14 protein-coding genes are annotated in these 14444 nt (G+C 45.6%); 11 read left to right on the forward strand and 3 right to left on the reverse strand.

Annotation, left to right across the window (positions count from 1 at the left end; all coding sequences use genetic code 11):
- The first annotated feature begins 6 nt into the window (after nt 1-6).
- From atpG to ACFQ1X_RS10315, 9 genes are all read left to right on the forward strand, one after another.
- Nucleotides 7-864 (forward strand): ATP synthase F1 subunit gamma, encoded by an 858-nt coding sequence (gene atpG, locus ACFQ1X_RS10275; protein ID WP_144841185.1) that lies wholly within the window; start codon nt 7-9, stop codon nt 862-864.
- Nucleotides 865-1067: 203 nt separating this feature from the next.
- Nucleotides 1068-2483 (forward strand): F0F1 ATP synthase subunit beta, encoded by a 1416-nt coding sequence (gene atpD, locus ACFQ1X_RS10280; RefSeq protein ID WP_144841184.1) that lies wholly within the window; start codon nt 1068-1070, stop codon nt 2481-2483.
- Nucleotides 2484-2507: 24 nt separating this feature from the next.
- Nucleotides 2508-2912, forward strand: a complete 405-nt coding sequence (locus ACFQ1X_RS10285; protein WP_144841183.1) for a F0F1 ATP synthase subunit epsilon — start codon at nt 2508-2510, stop codon at nt 2910-2912.
- Nucleotides 2913-3430: 518 nt separating this feature from the next.
- Nucleotides 3431-3664, forward strand: a complete 234-nt coding sequence (locus tag ACFQ1X_RS10290) for a DUF1146 family protein (protein ID WP_144841182.1) — start codon at nt 3431-3433, stop codon at nt 3662-3664.
- Between the two features lie 362 nt (nt 3665-4026).
- Complete coding sequence (gene murA, locus ACFQ1X_RS10295) at nt 4027-5325, forward strand: UDP-N-acetylglucosamine 1-carboxyvinyltransferase (RefSeq protein ID WP_144841181.1); 1299 nt, start codon at nt 4027-4029, stop codon at nt 5323-5325.
- A gap of 534 nt (nt 5326-5859) precedes the next feature.
- On the forward strand, nt 5860-6852 hold the full coding sequence (mreB, locus tag ACFQ1X_RS10300) for a rod shape-determining protein (protein ID WP_144841180.1): 993 nt from the start codon (nt 5860-5862) through the stop codon (nt 6850-6852).
- A 162-nt stretch (nt 6853-7014) separates the two neighbouring features.
- Nucleotides 7015-7284, forward strand: coding sequence for a DNA-directed RNA polymerase subunit beta (locus ACFQ1X_RS10305; protein WP_144841179.1), 270 nt, complete (start codon nt 7015-7017; stop codon nt 7282-7284).
- Nucleotides 7285-7328: 44 nt separating this feature from the next.
- Nucleotides 7329-7772: a 3-hydroxyacyl-ACP dehydratase FabZ gene (fabZ, locus tag ACFQ1X_RS10310; protein ID WP_144841178.1), complete on the forward strand. Its 444-nt coding sequence runs from the start codon at nt 7329-7331 to the stop codon at nt 7770-7772.
- 53 nt (nt 7773-7825) lie between these two features.
- Nucleotides 7826-8206 carry a hypothetical protein gene (locus ACFQ1X_RS10315; RefSeq protein WP_144841177.1) on the forward strand — a complete coding sequence of 127 codons (381 nt, stop codon included), beginning with the start codon at nt 7826-7828 and terminating at the stop codon, nt 8204-8206.
- Between the two features lie 41 nt (nt 8207-8247).
- Here the strand turns inward: ACFQ1X_RS10315 and ACFQ1X_RS10320 are convergent, their stop codons facing one another.
- Nucleotides 8248-8685 carry a YwpF family protein gene (locus tag ACFQ1X_RS10320; protein WP_144841176.1) on the reverse strand — a complete coding sequence of 146 codons (438 nt, stop codon included), beginning with the start codon at nt 8683-8685 and terminating at the stop codon, nt 8248-8250.
- Between the two features lie 282 nt (nt 8686-8967).
- On the opposite strand from ACFQ1X_RS10320, the gene ACFQ1X_RS10325 reads away from it, so the two are divergent.
- Together ACFQ1X_RS10325 and ACFQ1X_RS10330 are read left to right on the forward strand one after the other, a co-directional pair.
- A complete protein-coding gene (locus ACFQ1X_RS10325; protein ID WP_144841175.1) occupies nt 8968-9378 on the forward strand; it encodes a single-stranded DNA-binding protein in 411 nt (136 codons plus the stop codon).
- Between the two features lie 26 nt (nt 9379-9404).
- Nucleotides 9405-9548 carry a hypothetical protein gene (locus tag ACFQ1X_RS10330; protein ID WP_379082433.1) on the forward strand — a complete coding sequence of 48 codons (144 nt, stop codon included), beginning with the start codon at nt 9405-9407 and terminating at the stop codon, nt 9546-9548.
- A gap of 596 nt (nt 9549-10144) precedes the next feature.
- Here the strand turns inward: ACFQ1X_RS10330 and ACFQ1X_RS10335 are convergent.
- A complete protein-coding gene (locus ACFQ1X_RS10335) occupies nt 10145-12868 on the reverse strand; it encodes a DEAD/DEAH box helicase (RefSeq protein ID WP_144841174.1) in 2724 nt (907 codons plus the stop codon).
- Nucleotides 12865-14397, reverse strand: coding sequence for a hypothetical protein (locus tag ACFQ1X_RS10340; RefSeq protein WP_144841173.1), 1533 nt, complete (start codon nt 14395-14397; stop codon nt 12865-12867). The genes ACFQ1X_RS10335 and ACFQ1X_RS10340 overlap by 4 nt, the downstream gene beginning before the upstream one ends.
- Nucleotides 14398-14444: the final 47 nt, after the last annotated feature.

A 14444-nucleotide genomic window follows, 5' to 3' on the forward strand; every position in this document is an offset into this window, starting at 1 on the left:
ATACCAGTGGCATCTTTACGCGACATAAAAAACCGAATTACGTCAACAAAGAAAACAAGCCAGATTACAAGAGCCATGCAGATGGTTTCCGCTTCCAAATTGAACCGTGCCGAGGTGAACGCGCGAGCGTTCGTACCGTACATGACGAAAATTCAGGACGTCGTAGCTTCCATAGCTGCCGGATCGAATGACGCAAGCCATCCGATGATGACAACGCGCCCTGTGAAGAAAACCGCATACCTTGTAATCACATCTGACCGTGGGTTGGTTGGCGGATACAACAGTAACATCTTGCGTACTGTGAGCAATAAAATCCGTGAACGCCATACTTCAAATGATGAATTTGTTATCCTGAGCATTGGCCGTAAAGGTCGGGATTTCTTTGCCAAACAGGGAATGACGATTCTGGAGAGCACGATCGCGCTTCCGGACCATCCAACATTCGCTGATATCAAAGAAATTACGCGCAAAGCTGTTGGTATGTTCTCAGAAGGTGCATATGACGAAGTTTATATGTACTATAATCACTTTGTCTCAGCTATTCAGCAGGAAGTCACTGAAACAAAGGTTCTGCCATTGACGGATATCAAGCCGACCGGAGCGACTTCGTCTTACGAATTCGATCCATCTGCTGAAGCCATCCTGGAAGTTCTTCTTCCACAATACGCAGAAAGCCTGATTTTCGGTGCTGTTCTTGACGGCAAAGCAAGTGAACATGCGGCTTCAATGACAGCAATGAAGAGCGCGACCGACAATGCGTCTGATTTGATCGACGGATTGACACTTTCATACAACCGTGCCCGCCAGGCGGCAATCACTCAGGAAATCTCTGAAATCGTCGGTGGAGCAGCGGCTCAGGAATAACGAAAAGCGACAGCGCCCGTTAAGCTCTGAAAGGCATAAGACGATTTGGCGAAGCGGCGTGTTTTCAGCCGCACAGCCAAAGTGGCTTATGACCCGAAGAGTTGGGCCGCTGGAGTCTGGACAATAAGAAAAGCAATGGCGTCCTTTTAGGGTGTCTGAGCTTCTGAATTTGTTTCAATAAAAGTAAGACAGGAGGGAATAGCATGAACACAGGACACGTTCTTCAAGTTATGGGTCCGGTTGTAGACATCAAGTTTGCCGATGGCCAGCTTCCAGAAATCTACAACGCCCTAACTGTAAATATTGATCGTCCCGGTCAGGCACAAGTTACTTTGACTTTGGAAGTAGCATTGCACCTTGGCGACGATACTGTTCGCACGATTGCAATGGAATCCACTGATGGATTGCAGCGTGGATCGGTTGTAACCAATTTGGGCAGCGCTATTACTGTTCCAGTTGGAGAAGTAACATTGGGCCGCGTATTTAACGTGCTCGGTGAAGTAATCGACTTGGGGGAAGAAATTCCGGCTACACAGGCACGTAACCCGATTCACCGTGAAGCGCCGACATTTGAACATCTTTCAACAGAAGTTCAAATTCTTGAAACAGGTATCAAAGTTGTTGACTTGCTTGCCCCTTACATCAAAGGTGGTAAAATCGGTCTCTTCGGTGGTGCCGGTGTAGGTAAAACAGTTCTTATCCAGGAACTGATCAACAACATCGCTCAAGAGCACGGCGGTCTTTCTGTATTCGCCGGTGTTGGTGAGCGTACACGTGAAGGAAACGACTTATTCCACGAGATGAGCGAATCCGGTGTTATCAAGAAAACTGCAATGGTCTTCGGACAGATGAACGAGCCGCCTGGTGCACGTATGCGTGTTGCTTTGTCCGCTTTGACAATGGCTGAATATTTCCGTGACGAACAAGGCGCGGATGTACTTCTGTTCATCGATAATATCTATCGTTACACGCAAGCAGGTTCTGAGGTATCAGCACTTCTGGGCCGCATGCCATCTGCCGTTGGTTACCAGCCGACACTTGCTACAGAAATGGGCCAATTGCAGGAACGTATTACGACGACAAGCACAGGTTCTGTTACTTCAATTCAAGCGATTTACGTTCCAGCCGATGACTATACGGATCCGGCTCCGGCAACAACTTTCGCCCACTTGGATGCAACAACCAACCTTGAGCGTAAACTTTCTGAAATGGGTATCTACCCAGCGGTGGATCCGCTTGCTTCAACTTCACGCGCATTGTCGCCTGAAATCGTTGGAGAAGAGCATTACGGAGTTTCCCGTCAGGTTCAGGAAACGCTTCAGCGTTACCGCGAACTTCAGGATATCATTGCAATCCTTGGTATGGATGAGTTGAGTGACGAGGACAAGCTTACGGTTAACCGTGCGCGCCGCATTCAGAACTTCCTATCCCAAAACTTCCACGTGGCAGAGCAGTTCACAGGACAAAAAGGTTCTTACGTGCCGGTTCAAGAAACGATCAAAGGGTTCCAGGAAATCCTTGCCGGTAAATATGATCACTTGCCTGAGGATGCTTTCCGTTTGGTTGGTCGCATTGAAGATGTAATCGCCAAAGCCAAAGGCATGGGCGTAGAAGTCTAAAATCAGGGACCAGGAGGGAAAAAAATGAAGACCATTATAGTCAATATTGTCACTCCCGACGGCCCGGTATACGATTCAGAAGTCTCCATGGTAATAGCGGTTACAGCATCCGGTGAAATGGGCGTTCTGCCCGGACACATCCCGACAGTAGCACCTCTTGGAATCGGCGCAGTCCGATTGAAGAAAGAAAACTCGACGGAATTGGTTGCTGTAAGCGGCGGATTCCTTGAAATTCGTCCTGAAAAAGTAACAATTCTTGCTCAATCAGCTGAACTTGCGACTGAGATTGATCTTGCTCGCGCTCAAGAATCAGCAAGACGTGCAGAAGCGTTGCTCCAGGCGAAAAAAGATGAAGTCGACTTCAAGCGGGCTGAGCTTGCCTTGAAGCGTGCGATGAATCGTATCAATGTTCATGAGGGTAATATATAAAAGAAAAGCGGAAGTGCCTGTTCAGCTCTGAAAGGCATAAGACGGGACAGCGGCGCGGCGTTCTTTGCCGCATAGCTGAACCGGCTTATGACCCGAAGAGCTAGGTACTGAAGTCTGGACAGTAGAAAAGTGACAGCGCCCGTTAAGCTCTGAAAGGCGTAAGACGATCTGGCGAAGTGGCGTCTTTTCAGCCGCACAGTCTCGAAAAGCGGAAGTGCCTGTTCAGCTCTGACAGGCATAAGACAGACCAGCGAAGTGGCGCTCTTTGCCACATAGCTGGGTTGACTTATGTCCCGAAGAGCTAGGCACTGGAGACTAGACACCAGAGTGGCTTATGACCCGAAGAGCTGGGCCGCTGGAGTCTGGACAAAGAAAAGTGACAGCACTTATCACAGCTGAGCTCTCTAGTCTGGAAATAATAATATGAAGAGCGGGCAAAAGGGATTTACTTTTGCCCGCTCTTTTCTATAGAAATTAATTATCAGTAATTTAAATTTATTTTTGAATGAGGTGATCTTATGGAAATGGTAATCGGGCAACAAGCTTTAATATCCATCTTCAGTCACATCTTTTTTACAGGCGTGTCTTTTTATGCGCTTCGGGCTGTGATTTTTGAAAACTGGATCAGAAAACACCATGTGCTGCAGGCACAGATTCTATATATTTTTCTCAGCATTGCTTTAGGTACAATGGTTTCAACCTTTTTCCTGAACATTTCTTCATGGTCCCGCCAATTGCCATATCTCTTTTGACAGTTGGCATTTTGTCGTGTTTCCACTTGGTGGGAACAGGCCAATTTGCCAAACCTTAGTTATTTCCCGGGAAATAAATTTAGAAACTATGTTTATTTTCCTATACATGGGGAAAATATTCACTGTAATCAAATTGTAATATTAAGTGTGAATCGACGGACGTAAATCAAACTGTTGTTACGAATGATATAAAAAAGAAGATTTCATTGCAGAAAAATAATCTGCAGGATACTTGTTATTTTAATAAATTGCGGGTATCATAGTAAAGGTTTTGTTTCTAAATTATGACATTGGACTTTTAAACGATTTATATACATTTTGCAGATTTTTTACATATCATTTTTTATATGGAGGGCGTTTCAGTGGAACAAATCATTGTAAGAGGCGGAAATAAATTAAAAGGTAAAGTAAGAGTGGAAGGTGCTAAGAATGCAGTACTTCCAGTCCTTGCCGGAGCATTGCTTGCGGGTACGGGAAAAAGCATCATTAAGGAAGTACCAAATTTAGCAGATGTGTACACAATTCAGGAGGTGCTGAAGAGCTTGAACGTAAGCATGGAGTACTTCCCCGAAAAGAACGAAATGCACATCGATTCATCGGCAACTTTATCAAGTGAAGCTCAATTTGAGTATGTTAGAAAAATGAGAGCATCCATTTTAGTTATGGGTCCGCTTCTTGCACGCAATGGTTTTGCACGTGTTGCACTTCCTGGTGGCTGTGCTATCGGATCACGTCCAATCGAACTTCATCTGAAAGGTTTTGAAGCGATGGGTGCGAAAATAACAATCGGCAACGGTTTTGTCGAAGCGGATGTTAACGGAAGGTTGCGCGGCGCTAAAATTTATCTGGATTTCCCAAGTGTCGGTGCTACTGAGAACATCATGTCAGCGGCAGCATTGGCTGAAGGAGTTACCGTCATCGAGAACGCAGCTAAAGAACCGGAAATCGTCGACTTGGCTACGTACATCAATGAAATGGGCGGCAAAGTGATTGGTGCAGGAACCGATACGATTCGTATTGAAGGCGTTGAAGAACTTAATGGCGCTGAGCATTATATCATTCCTGACCGCGTTGAAGCAGGAACATTCATGGTAGCAGCCGCTATCACTGAAGGCGATGTAATCATTGAAAATGCTGTTCCAGAACATATGGCGGCATTAATTTCCAAACTTGGGGAAATGGGTGTAAGAATTGAAGAGACGGAAGAAGGGCTTCGCGTCCAGGCAAGCCGTCCGCTTCGTTCGATTGACATTAAGACAATGCCTCATCCAGGATTCCCGACGGATATGCAGTCTCAGATGATGTCATTGATGCTGACGGCAAAAGGCAATGGCATATTGACTGAAACAGTTTTTGAAAACCGGTTCATGCATGTCGAGGAATTCCGCAGAATGAATGCTTCAGTAAAAATTGAAGGACGTTCTGTCATTATGGAAGGCCCATCGAAATTGCAGGGAGCTGAAGTAGCAGCTACAGATTTACGCGCAGCCGCTGCATTGATCCTGGCTGGACTTGCCGCAGAAGGAATCACACGGGTAAACGAATTGCAACACCTGGATCGTGGCTATGTGAATTTCCATAAGAAACTATCATCTCTTGGCGCAGATATCGAACGCGTCGTTACTGAAGAAACACCGGTGATGGAAGAACAGACGGTCTAATACTTTATTTATATTATAGGTCGGAAGCATTTTGCTTCTGGCCTTTTTAATTTTCATTTTTATGAGACATTCCAGATCTGTTGAATCAAATCCCCTTCTTAAATTTAATTTTCTCAAAATAACATATATTCTTTTAAAAAAGGATGTAGGGAATAAGGTCTTTGTGATAAAATTATTTGTTAGGAGCGTCTTTACAGAAATATACATAACATATAAGTTGAAGTAAATAATTAGCTTTTATATACCGCTTCGGCGCTTTGGACAAAGCTCCCGCAATAAGCCGAGAAGAACACTCGTCTTATCGCTCCGCTCAGTCCGGGAACGCGCCGGCGCTAGGTGATGCTTAGAGATATGGAGCAAAACAGCGAAGACGCCTAGGGGACCAAGCGAAGTGCTGAAATCCACTCGGGCGAAGAGCCCGAGTTAGTTTAGCGCGAGCCCCCAGGCAAGCGAAGCTGTTTTGCGGAATATCGATTATAACAAATTATTAGTTCAACTTATATAGATGTACAATTACCGGAAGGGGAAACGGGAATGTTCTTTTCAAGAGATATAGGAATCGACTTAGGGACAGCGAATGTTCTGATTTACGTGAAAGGCAAAGGGGTCATTCTAAATGAACCATCGGTCGTGGCTATGGACCGAAAAACGAATCAGGTGATCGCAGTAGGAGAAGAAGCGCGAAAAATGATCGGGCGTACACCGGATAATATTATCGCCATCAGACCTTTAAAAGAAGGCGTAATTGCCGATTTTGACGTAACTGAGATTATGTTGAAATATTTTATCGACAGATTAAAAGTCAGAGGATTTATGAATAAACCCCGAATTCTTATTTGCTGCCCGACAAATGTAACCAGTGTCGAACAGAAAGCGATCCGCGAAGCTGCTGAAAAATCAGGCGGCAAGAAAGTTTATCTTGAGGAAGAGCCGAAAGTGGCTGCTATCGGGACCGGAATGGATATTTATCAACCGACCGGCAATATGGTCGTCGATATTGGCGGGGGAACAACTGACGTGGCTGTCCTTTCGATGGGCGATATCGTTACCAGTGAGTCGATTAAAGTGGCTGGTGATGTTTTTGATAATGATATTCTGCAATATGTAAAAAAACAGTATAAATTGCTGATTGGTGAGCGTACAGCTGAGAATATTAAAATTGAAATCGGTACAGTGTTCAAAGGCGGCCGCAAAGAAGAAATGGAAATCCGCGGTCGGGATATGGTGTCTGGACTCCCCCGTGTCATTACGGTTCATTCAGATGAGATTGAGCTGGCATTGCGGGAATCGGTGAATTTGATAATCGCCTCAGCCAAGAATGTATTGGAGAAAACGCCTCCTGAACTGTCAGCGGATATAATCGACAGAGGTGTAATACTTACGGGTGGCGGGGCTATGCTGCACGGTATTGAACAATTGCTGGCAGATGAGCTGAAGGTACCTGTCTTCATTGCAGAAGATCCGATGAACAGTGTAGCTCATGGCACTGGAATGATGCTGGACAGCCTTTCGAAAAAATCACGCTGATAATAAGTCGGCAACTTTTTATGTGTACACCAATAGCAGTTTTTTAGTATAATAGCTACAAGTGCTGTGCAAAAACGCAGCCAAGACAGAAGAACTGTGGATGTGCAATGCTTCGGAAGGGATTTTCAGGGGTATGCATCATTGGAAAGGTTGACGACTTAAATGGCTGAGCCAACAAAAAAAGTATCAAAAAGAAAAGAACATAAAAATGAAGAAGTTGCTGAAGAAAAACAGCAGAAAAAGACCTGGTGGGTACAAATCCGCCTTTTTCCGATCTGGCTTCGGATTATCCTTGTCCTTGGCTTAATTGTTCTGGCAGCGGCATTGGGAGCCATGGTGGGCTACGGGATTATCGGAGACGGTGAACCCAAGGATGCCCTGAAATGGGAAACCTGGCAGCATATAATCGATATAATGAGCGGCAGAAAATAACAGATGCTGCATTTTTCTTTCGCTTAGAAAAAGGGGTTGGACTCATGTTGACGACTGAACAGATTAAAGCGATCTTACCACACCGGTATCCATTTTTGATGGTGGACCGGATGTTGGAAATAGAACCAGGCAAAAGAGCCGTTGGCATGAAGAACGTATCGGCCAATGAAGAATTCTTTAATGGACATTTTCCAGGATACCCGGTAATGCCGGGTGTTCTGATCGTTGAAGCGCTGGCGCAGGTGGGAGCAACGGCAGTATTGAAGATTGAAGGCAATGAAGGCCGTCTCGCTTTCTTTACCGGCATCGACAATTGCCGCTTTAAGCGCCAGGTAGTCCCAGGTGACCAGTTGCGCCTGGAAGTGGAGTTGACAAAGCTTAGAGGGCCAATGGGCAAGGGCCACGGCATTGCAACAGTAGACGGGGAAATCGCTTGCGAATGCGACATCCTGTTTGCATTGGGACCGGTTGCTTCAACTGATGAATAAAAATAAAGTCTTAAGTTTAACGACTTTATTCTTTCTAAAACAGGGGGGATTTAATGTATAAGACTTTACCGACATCAGTTAAAAGCAATATCACACGCTCAATCACCAAAGTTTTTGAGCAGTATATGGCTGAAATTAATTGGGAAGAGAAGTTATATAATATCAATGATTTCTTGATAATTTGGAGAAACTATATCATACATGATTCAAAATGGTATAAAGAACTCTCAGATGAAGTCAAAACCAGCAGCGAATTTCATGAAGAACTGGCTTTGAAGATGAACCAAACAATCACCAGGATTCTTAACGAGCCGCCAACAAAAGAACAAATAGAACGAATAGAAGTATTGCAGAAAAACAAAACTCCGGAGTTTAATTATTCTTGCAAAGCGGAAGCAGCGTTTGTTGAAATTAAACTGGAGCAATTGAATTAGAAAAGACTTGATGGTGGAAGTTCTCCTCATCAAGTCTTTTTTTATTTTGTTTCTTCATCTTTTTTCAGCACCGGACGCGACCGCATATCACTTTCGAAGCGTCCGAGCAATTGTTCACCTTCCAATCCTTCATCCAGCAGTTCGGATAGAAGGGTTTCCGCATATTTGCGGCGGGCACGTTTTAAAATCCCTTTCATTAAGACAGATATATGATCACCCATTTTTTTAACGCCGTAAATTCCGACTTCAAAAGTCGCCGGCTCATTTTCCGGGTAGGAAATGACTACTTTCACATCATAAATTTTGCCGGACTCCATCATATTTTTGAATTTTTCCTCATGCTCCAAAGCCATCAGCATTTCAAGCACCCAGGACCGGTGGCTATTTTCCTGGTTGATGATGATACCGTCTTCAAGAGGGAAATTATGTATCTCTTCATCTTCGACAAGCCCCAACGACAACATTTTAAAGGTTTTCATCAATATACCTCCCAAATCAATCTTTTTTCCAGTATAGCATAGCCAGGAATTTTCAGTCGAACGAAGAAAAGATCCAAAAAGCTTCCAAAAATCTTTTTTGGATTGTACTTCTCATGGGCGTAAAAGCCGGTGGACTAAAGGAATGAGAAGAATAATAATTTTTATTGGAAAATGAAAAATGAATTATGGACTGCCAAAACCTTGGCAAATTCCACTTTTCATCTTTTGCATAAAATTCAGTTTATTTAGTAAGCTGATTTTACAGGAAGGAGGTGAAAAAATATGAATCAGGTAGGGCTGGTAGGAAGGCTGACGAAAGATCCATCGTCTTGGACATTAAGCGAAGGGCGTGTACATACAACGTTCATCGTGGCCGTTTCCCGCAATTTCAAAAACCAGAAAGGGGAAATTGAAAGTGATTTCGTGCTCTGCTCCACTTGGGGGAGGCATGCAGTAAATGTTGCCAAATACTGTGTAAAAGGCTCTCTTGTAGCAATTTCGGGTAGATTGCAATCCCGGCATTACGATAAGGAAGACGGGTCGAGAATCTACGTAACGGAAATTGCGGCTGATCAGGTTCGGTTCCTGGACAGAAGAAAAGCGCAAGAAGAAACCGCTCCCATACAGAAGGAACCAGAATCTGAAGCAGATTTTGATTTCCCAGTGCCCGAAGCGGAACCAGCTAACGCATAATATAGGAAGATGGGAGGCACTTAGTTATGCCTAAGGACATACAAGAGCAATTGGAAGTGCATATGGAGCAGTTGATCCGCCTGACAGCTTCGCTTCATAGACGTTTGGCAGAGGCGGAGCGGGAACTAAGTGAACTGAAAGAACATTTCCGTTCCGCTGCAAAGGGTTGATAAAGTTTCACTCATTAGATCTGAGTAGGGGAGCATGGCCGGGTGGGGACCCGGCCATGCTCATTTTATATTTATATTGAGTGAATTAAAGAATCCTATAAATATGTCGCTTCGGTGCTTTGGAAAGAGCCAAGATTATGCTCCTGCGCAAGCTCGTCGCAAAGGAGGTGCCATCTTCGTATGGCACACCTTGGCTCCCGCAATAAGCCGAGAAGAGCACTCGTCTTATGCTTCGTCGGCATTCGCCTGCTCCTGGAGCGCACCTGCGTTAGGAAATTAACTTTGATTGAAAGAGTGTATCTGAGATATGGAGCAAAACAGCGCAGACGCCCAGGGGGCCAAGCGAAGTGCTGAGATCCACTCGGTCGAAGTGCAACGAGCCCGAGTTAGCTAAGAGTTGGCCGTAGCTTGCAAGGCCAGCTCTTTGCGACGAAGCTAGCGTAGCGATGCAGGAGCACGGGTTTTTGCGAGCCCCCAGGCAAGCAAGCTGTTTTGCGTAATATCGGCTGCCAAGGATTATTATTCTTACTTAAGATATTACTTCTATTAAAGAAAACATTTTCAAACCAACAATCGCTATCCAGACCCTGCTTCTCTTATAGTGAGTAGGTAAACAGCTCTTTGAGTTCATTATCGGAAAGCTCGGTCATCCACTGGCTCGACTGGATGAATTGTTCTGACATCGCCTGTTTCTGGGTCAGAAGTGAATCGATTTTTTCTTCGATGGTGCCGATCGTCACAAATTTATGGACATGCACAAATTGTGTTTGGCCGATGCGGTAGGCACGGTCAGTCGCCTGATTTTCGACGGCTGGATTCCACCATCTGTCGGCGTGCAAAACGTGAGTTGCCGCAGTAAGGTTTAAGCCTGTTCCACCGGCTTTCAGAGAAAGTATGAAAATTGGGAATTTCCCTTGCTGGAATGCATTGACCAACGAATCGCGCTGATTTTTCGGCATGCTGCCGGTAAGGAACGGCACTTCGTGGCCATAAAGTTCATTGATGGCCTGCTGCAGTAAATGCCCCATGCCGATGTATTGAGTGAAAATCAGGCATTGTTCACCGCGCTCGGCAATTTCACCGGCAAGCGTTACAATGCGTTCAAGTTTCTGCGATCTTGGCAAAATCTCATCTGCTGATGTATAAGGTTCTTTCAGGTAAAGCGCTGGATGGTTGCATAATTGCTTCAGTTTGCTGAGCATTTTCAGGACCAGCCCTTTTTTCTCGAAACCGGTCAGCGTTTCCATTTTTTCAACGGTGTCCTGTACGAGGCCTTCGTAAAGTGCGGCCTGTTCCGGAGTTAATGGGCAATATTCAAGCTGCTCCTGTTTTTCAGGCAGATTCAGCTGGAGATCCGGATCCTTCTTTGTGCGGCGCAACAGGAATGGCTGGATGCGCTGCCGCAATTTTTCCTTCGCTTCTTCAGAGTCATCCCGTTCGATCGGAATCATGAACGTTTCCTGGAATTGCTTGATGCGGTAGAGATAGCCTTTATTGATGAAATCGAAAATCGACCAAAGTTCGGAAAGCCGGTTTTCGATCGGCGTACCTGTCAGCGCGATATGGTGCTGCCCTTTGAAACGGCGGATTGTGCGCGATTGCTTCGTATACATATTCTTAATGTTCTGTGCCTCATCCAATGTGATGCTGCTCCAGTGAAGATCCTGCATTTCTTCGGCATCTGAAGCTGCGATGCCGTAGGTGGATAACACGACGTCAGGCTGTTCTTCAGCCAGAAAGCGGGTGAAATCCTCGGATTTCGGACGAACAGGGCCATAATGCATATAGACCTTCAAATCCGGTGCAAAACGTTCGAGTTCTTTTTGCCAGTTGCCAAGAACCGATGTCGGGCAGATGATCAATGAAGGCTGCTCCTGTTTCTTGGAATGGACATGCAATAAATAGGAAATAAGCTGTACCGTCTTGCCAAGACCCATGTCGTCAGCGAGGCACAGGCCGAATCCTTCCTCTCTCATAAACACCAGATAGTCAAAGCCGATTTTTTGATAGGGGCGAAGTTCCGTGAGCAGGTTTTCAGGAATTGCGGTCGGCGGCAGATCCCGTTTATCGAGCAATTTATCCAACAGGACTTTCAATGATTTATTCAAATTGAATTCGACAAGCGGATCGTCTTCTTCTGAGGATTCTTCAAGCATGATTTCCGGTACATTCTGGAACAGCATATCCTTGATCGTCCAATCGGCATCATCCGCTTCTTCGATCATTTTGCGCAATTGCATGAGCAGATTTGAATCGACCCGCACCCATTCGTTCCCGATGCGAATAAACTCTTTATTGTCGGAAACAAGCCTTTCGAAATCCTGCATGCTAAGTTCATGGCCGTTCAATGAAAACTGCCAGTCAAAACGGATAATTTGATCCAATCCGACAACTGAAGCTTTTTTGGCAGGGGAATGGACGTTGGCTTTTACGCGTATTTTCGATTCCTGCACGGCCTGCAGCCAGGAAGGTATCGACACTTCAATGCCGAAAGCCTGTAAAATTTCCGTGTCGCTGCGCAGAAACTGGAGGACCTCGGCGTCGGTCCATTCTGCGTGATGGAGACGGGTTTCATCGAAACTTTCAATAGACGGGCAAAGGCTCAGGATAAGCGCCTGCTTCTCTGCAATTTCGGCGTGTCGGCTGCGCCATTTCTCCGGCAGCACTTTTTCGAGCGGTTCATCCATCCGCCGTTTGGAAGGCGTCCAGTAAACACTGCCGCGTTTCGATCGCAGTACGACTTTAAACGACCATTCCGGCGTTTCATCGGGTTCGCTCAGTTGAACAGCGATTACATAATCGTCTGCCGGTTCCAATCCATCCCATCCGGCATGTTGGATGAAATGCCGGATATAAGGCAATTGGGCAGTCGACAGCCCTTTTTGGCGAAGCTGCTGGCCAATGGTATCACTGAGGAAAGCCTGAATATCCATATCGCCATATTTACTGTCGATAATAATTTCTTCGCCTTCCACAGAAACGTTTTCCCATAAACGGGGATCATTCAACGAATCCGAAACTTTTTCGGCAAGTTCAAGCCAGGCGATATCGTCATCGGTCTGTCCTTTGAAGGTGACATAGTGATGATCGTCGCCATTAAAGAGCCGAACAAAGTCAGCGGGGGACAGGACCAGGTCCAGTCCATCCATTTCCGATTTCAGACCAAAAAAACTGGCCTTATCCATAAAATACAAATAAGGAGTCCAGATCTCGGGAGGAATCCGATTTCCGGTTTCATTGATTGCCTGAACGCGGAAACTGTCTCCCTTGGTGATTTTCAAATAGTAGATGCGGCTTCCTTCTGTTTGGAATTGAGTCATACCAAGTTTCCTTTCTCAATCTCTTCCTGCAGTGCCCGTAGCCGTTTATTCTGCGTCCGGATTTCTTTCATATATGATTTCCAAAATTCCATTTGATCACTTTTTTTGCAAGCGGATTTCATCTTTTTCCATATGCGGACGGCTTGTTTATAGCTTGCCCGGCTGCGTTCATCCAAATGGGACATTGCGTAGCGGTGGTAAAGTGGCAGCACAAAATCAGGTGCAGCTTCCTGGACTTCCTTCAAACCGCATTCTTCAGCGAAATAAAGAGGGGAAGAATGCATATGATGAAGTTCCGCCCATTGTTTGAATAAGCCTTTTTCAATCAGGTACGTCGAATAGGCAGGCAATCCGTAATGGCCGAACTGGCGGAACAGATCTTCCCAATCCTTTTCATCCAAGTGGATAAGGGAGAACAGGCGGCTCAGCGTGCGTACGTATTGCTGACGATATTGCGTATACAAACCTTCGAACAGAAAGGTTTTCACATGCGGTTTGACTGCCATTAAAATAACTTCCAGAGCCTGGTTGTGCTTTTCCTGTTCTGCCAGAATGGCCAATTGGATCCAATCATGTGTTTCGTTCGGTGCAATTTTTTTGAGTGCAATCGTGTCTTTCAGCAAAATTGCAAAAAAAGCAGTAATCCGTTCGTCCGGTCGCGGGAATAAAGTGAGTTCACTTTTTCGCAGCTGGTCACTGGTGAAAAGATGTGTCCAGAACAATTGATAGACGGTCAGGCGCTGTGATGAAGATCCATCCTTTATGGCCGCAAACGACCGGACCATTTCACGGAGATGATTGAAGAAGGCATCGGATTCGAATGTCCGGTGCTGTCCATGCAATTGGCCGAGCAGATCCCGCAAATCGTGGAGCTCATCTTCGAACCATGTCTTGAAAAAAGAGTGGTGGACATCATTGGTGCCGGATATATAAGTCGGCCAAACTTCAGCCAATGAAATGAAATGGGCATAGGCGCGGAACAATGTTTTCCATTCGCGCTCAAGCGGAACGAAAGACAAAGCGTTTTTCAGGCGCCCTTCATACATCTGTTCAAAGTAAAAATAATTCCTCGATGTATAATCCGGAATCGGATCTCGCCAGACACTTCGAATAACTTTTGTCCATTGCTCCGGTGACCGTTGTTTACCAATAGTTGAAAGTTGTTCTTTTTCCTGGGCGCGCCAATCGGCCACCCATCCGGCCAGCGAACCGACTTTCTGATACAACGCGAAAATCACAGCAAGCCGGTGCCGGCACATCTCTTCCTGCGGACAGGCGCAGACAGCCGTCTCATTTTCAAAACTCAAGACAACTCTTACAGAATGAGCGTCTTTGACACTCGCCTCAAGCAGCAGGCGTTCTTCATTGAATGACTGGATTTGAACTCCGTCATGGCGAACTAAAAAGACCGCTTTTCGAACCATTTCCTCGTCCAGCGCACGCGCGGGAGAGAGGGATTTCTCGATAGCAGCCATATAATTGCGGATCGTATCTTCATATTGTTGTGCCAGGGATTGAACCGTAGCCATTTGCATCGCCCCAAAATAAAACTTTCCTTCTATTATACTTGTTTCCG

The sequence above is a fragment of the Metaplanococcus flavidus genome (assembly GCF_042675885.1).
GTDB classification, from domain to species: Bacteria; Bacillota; Bacilli; order Bacillales_A; family Planococcaceae; genus Planococcus; species Planococcus flavidus.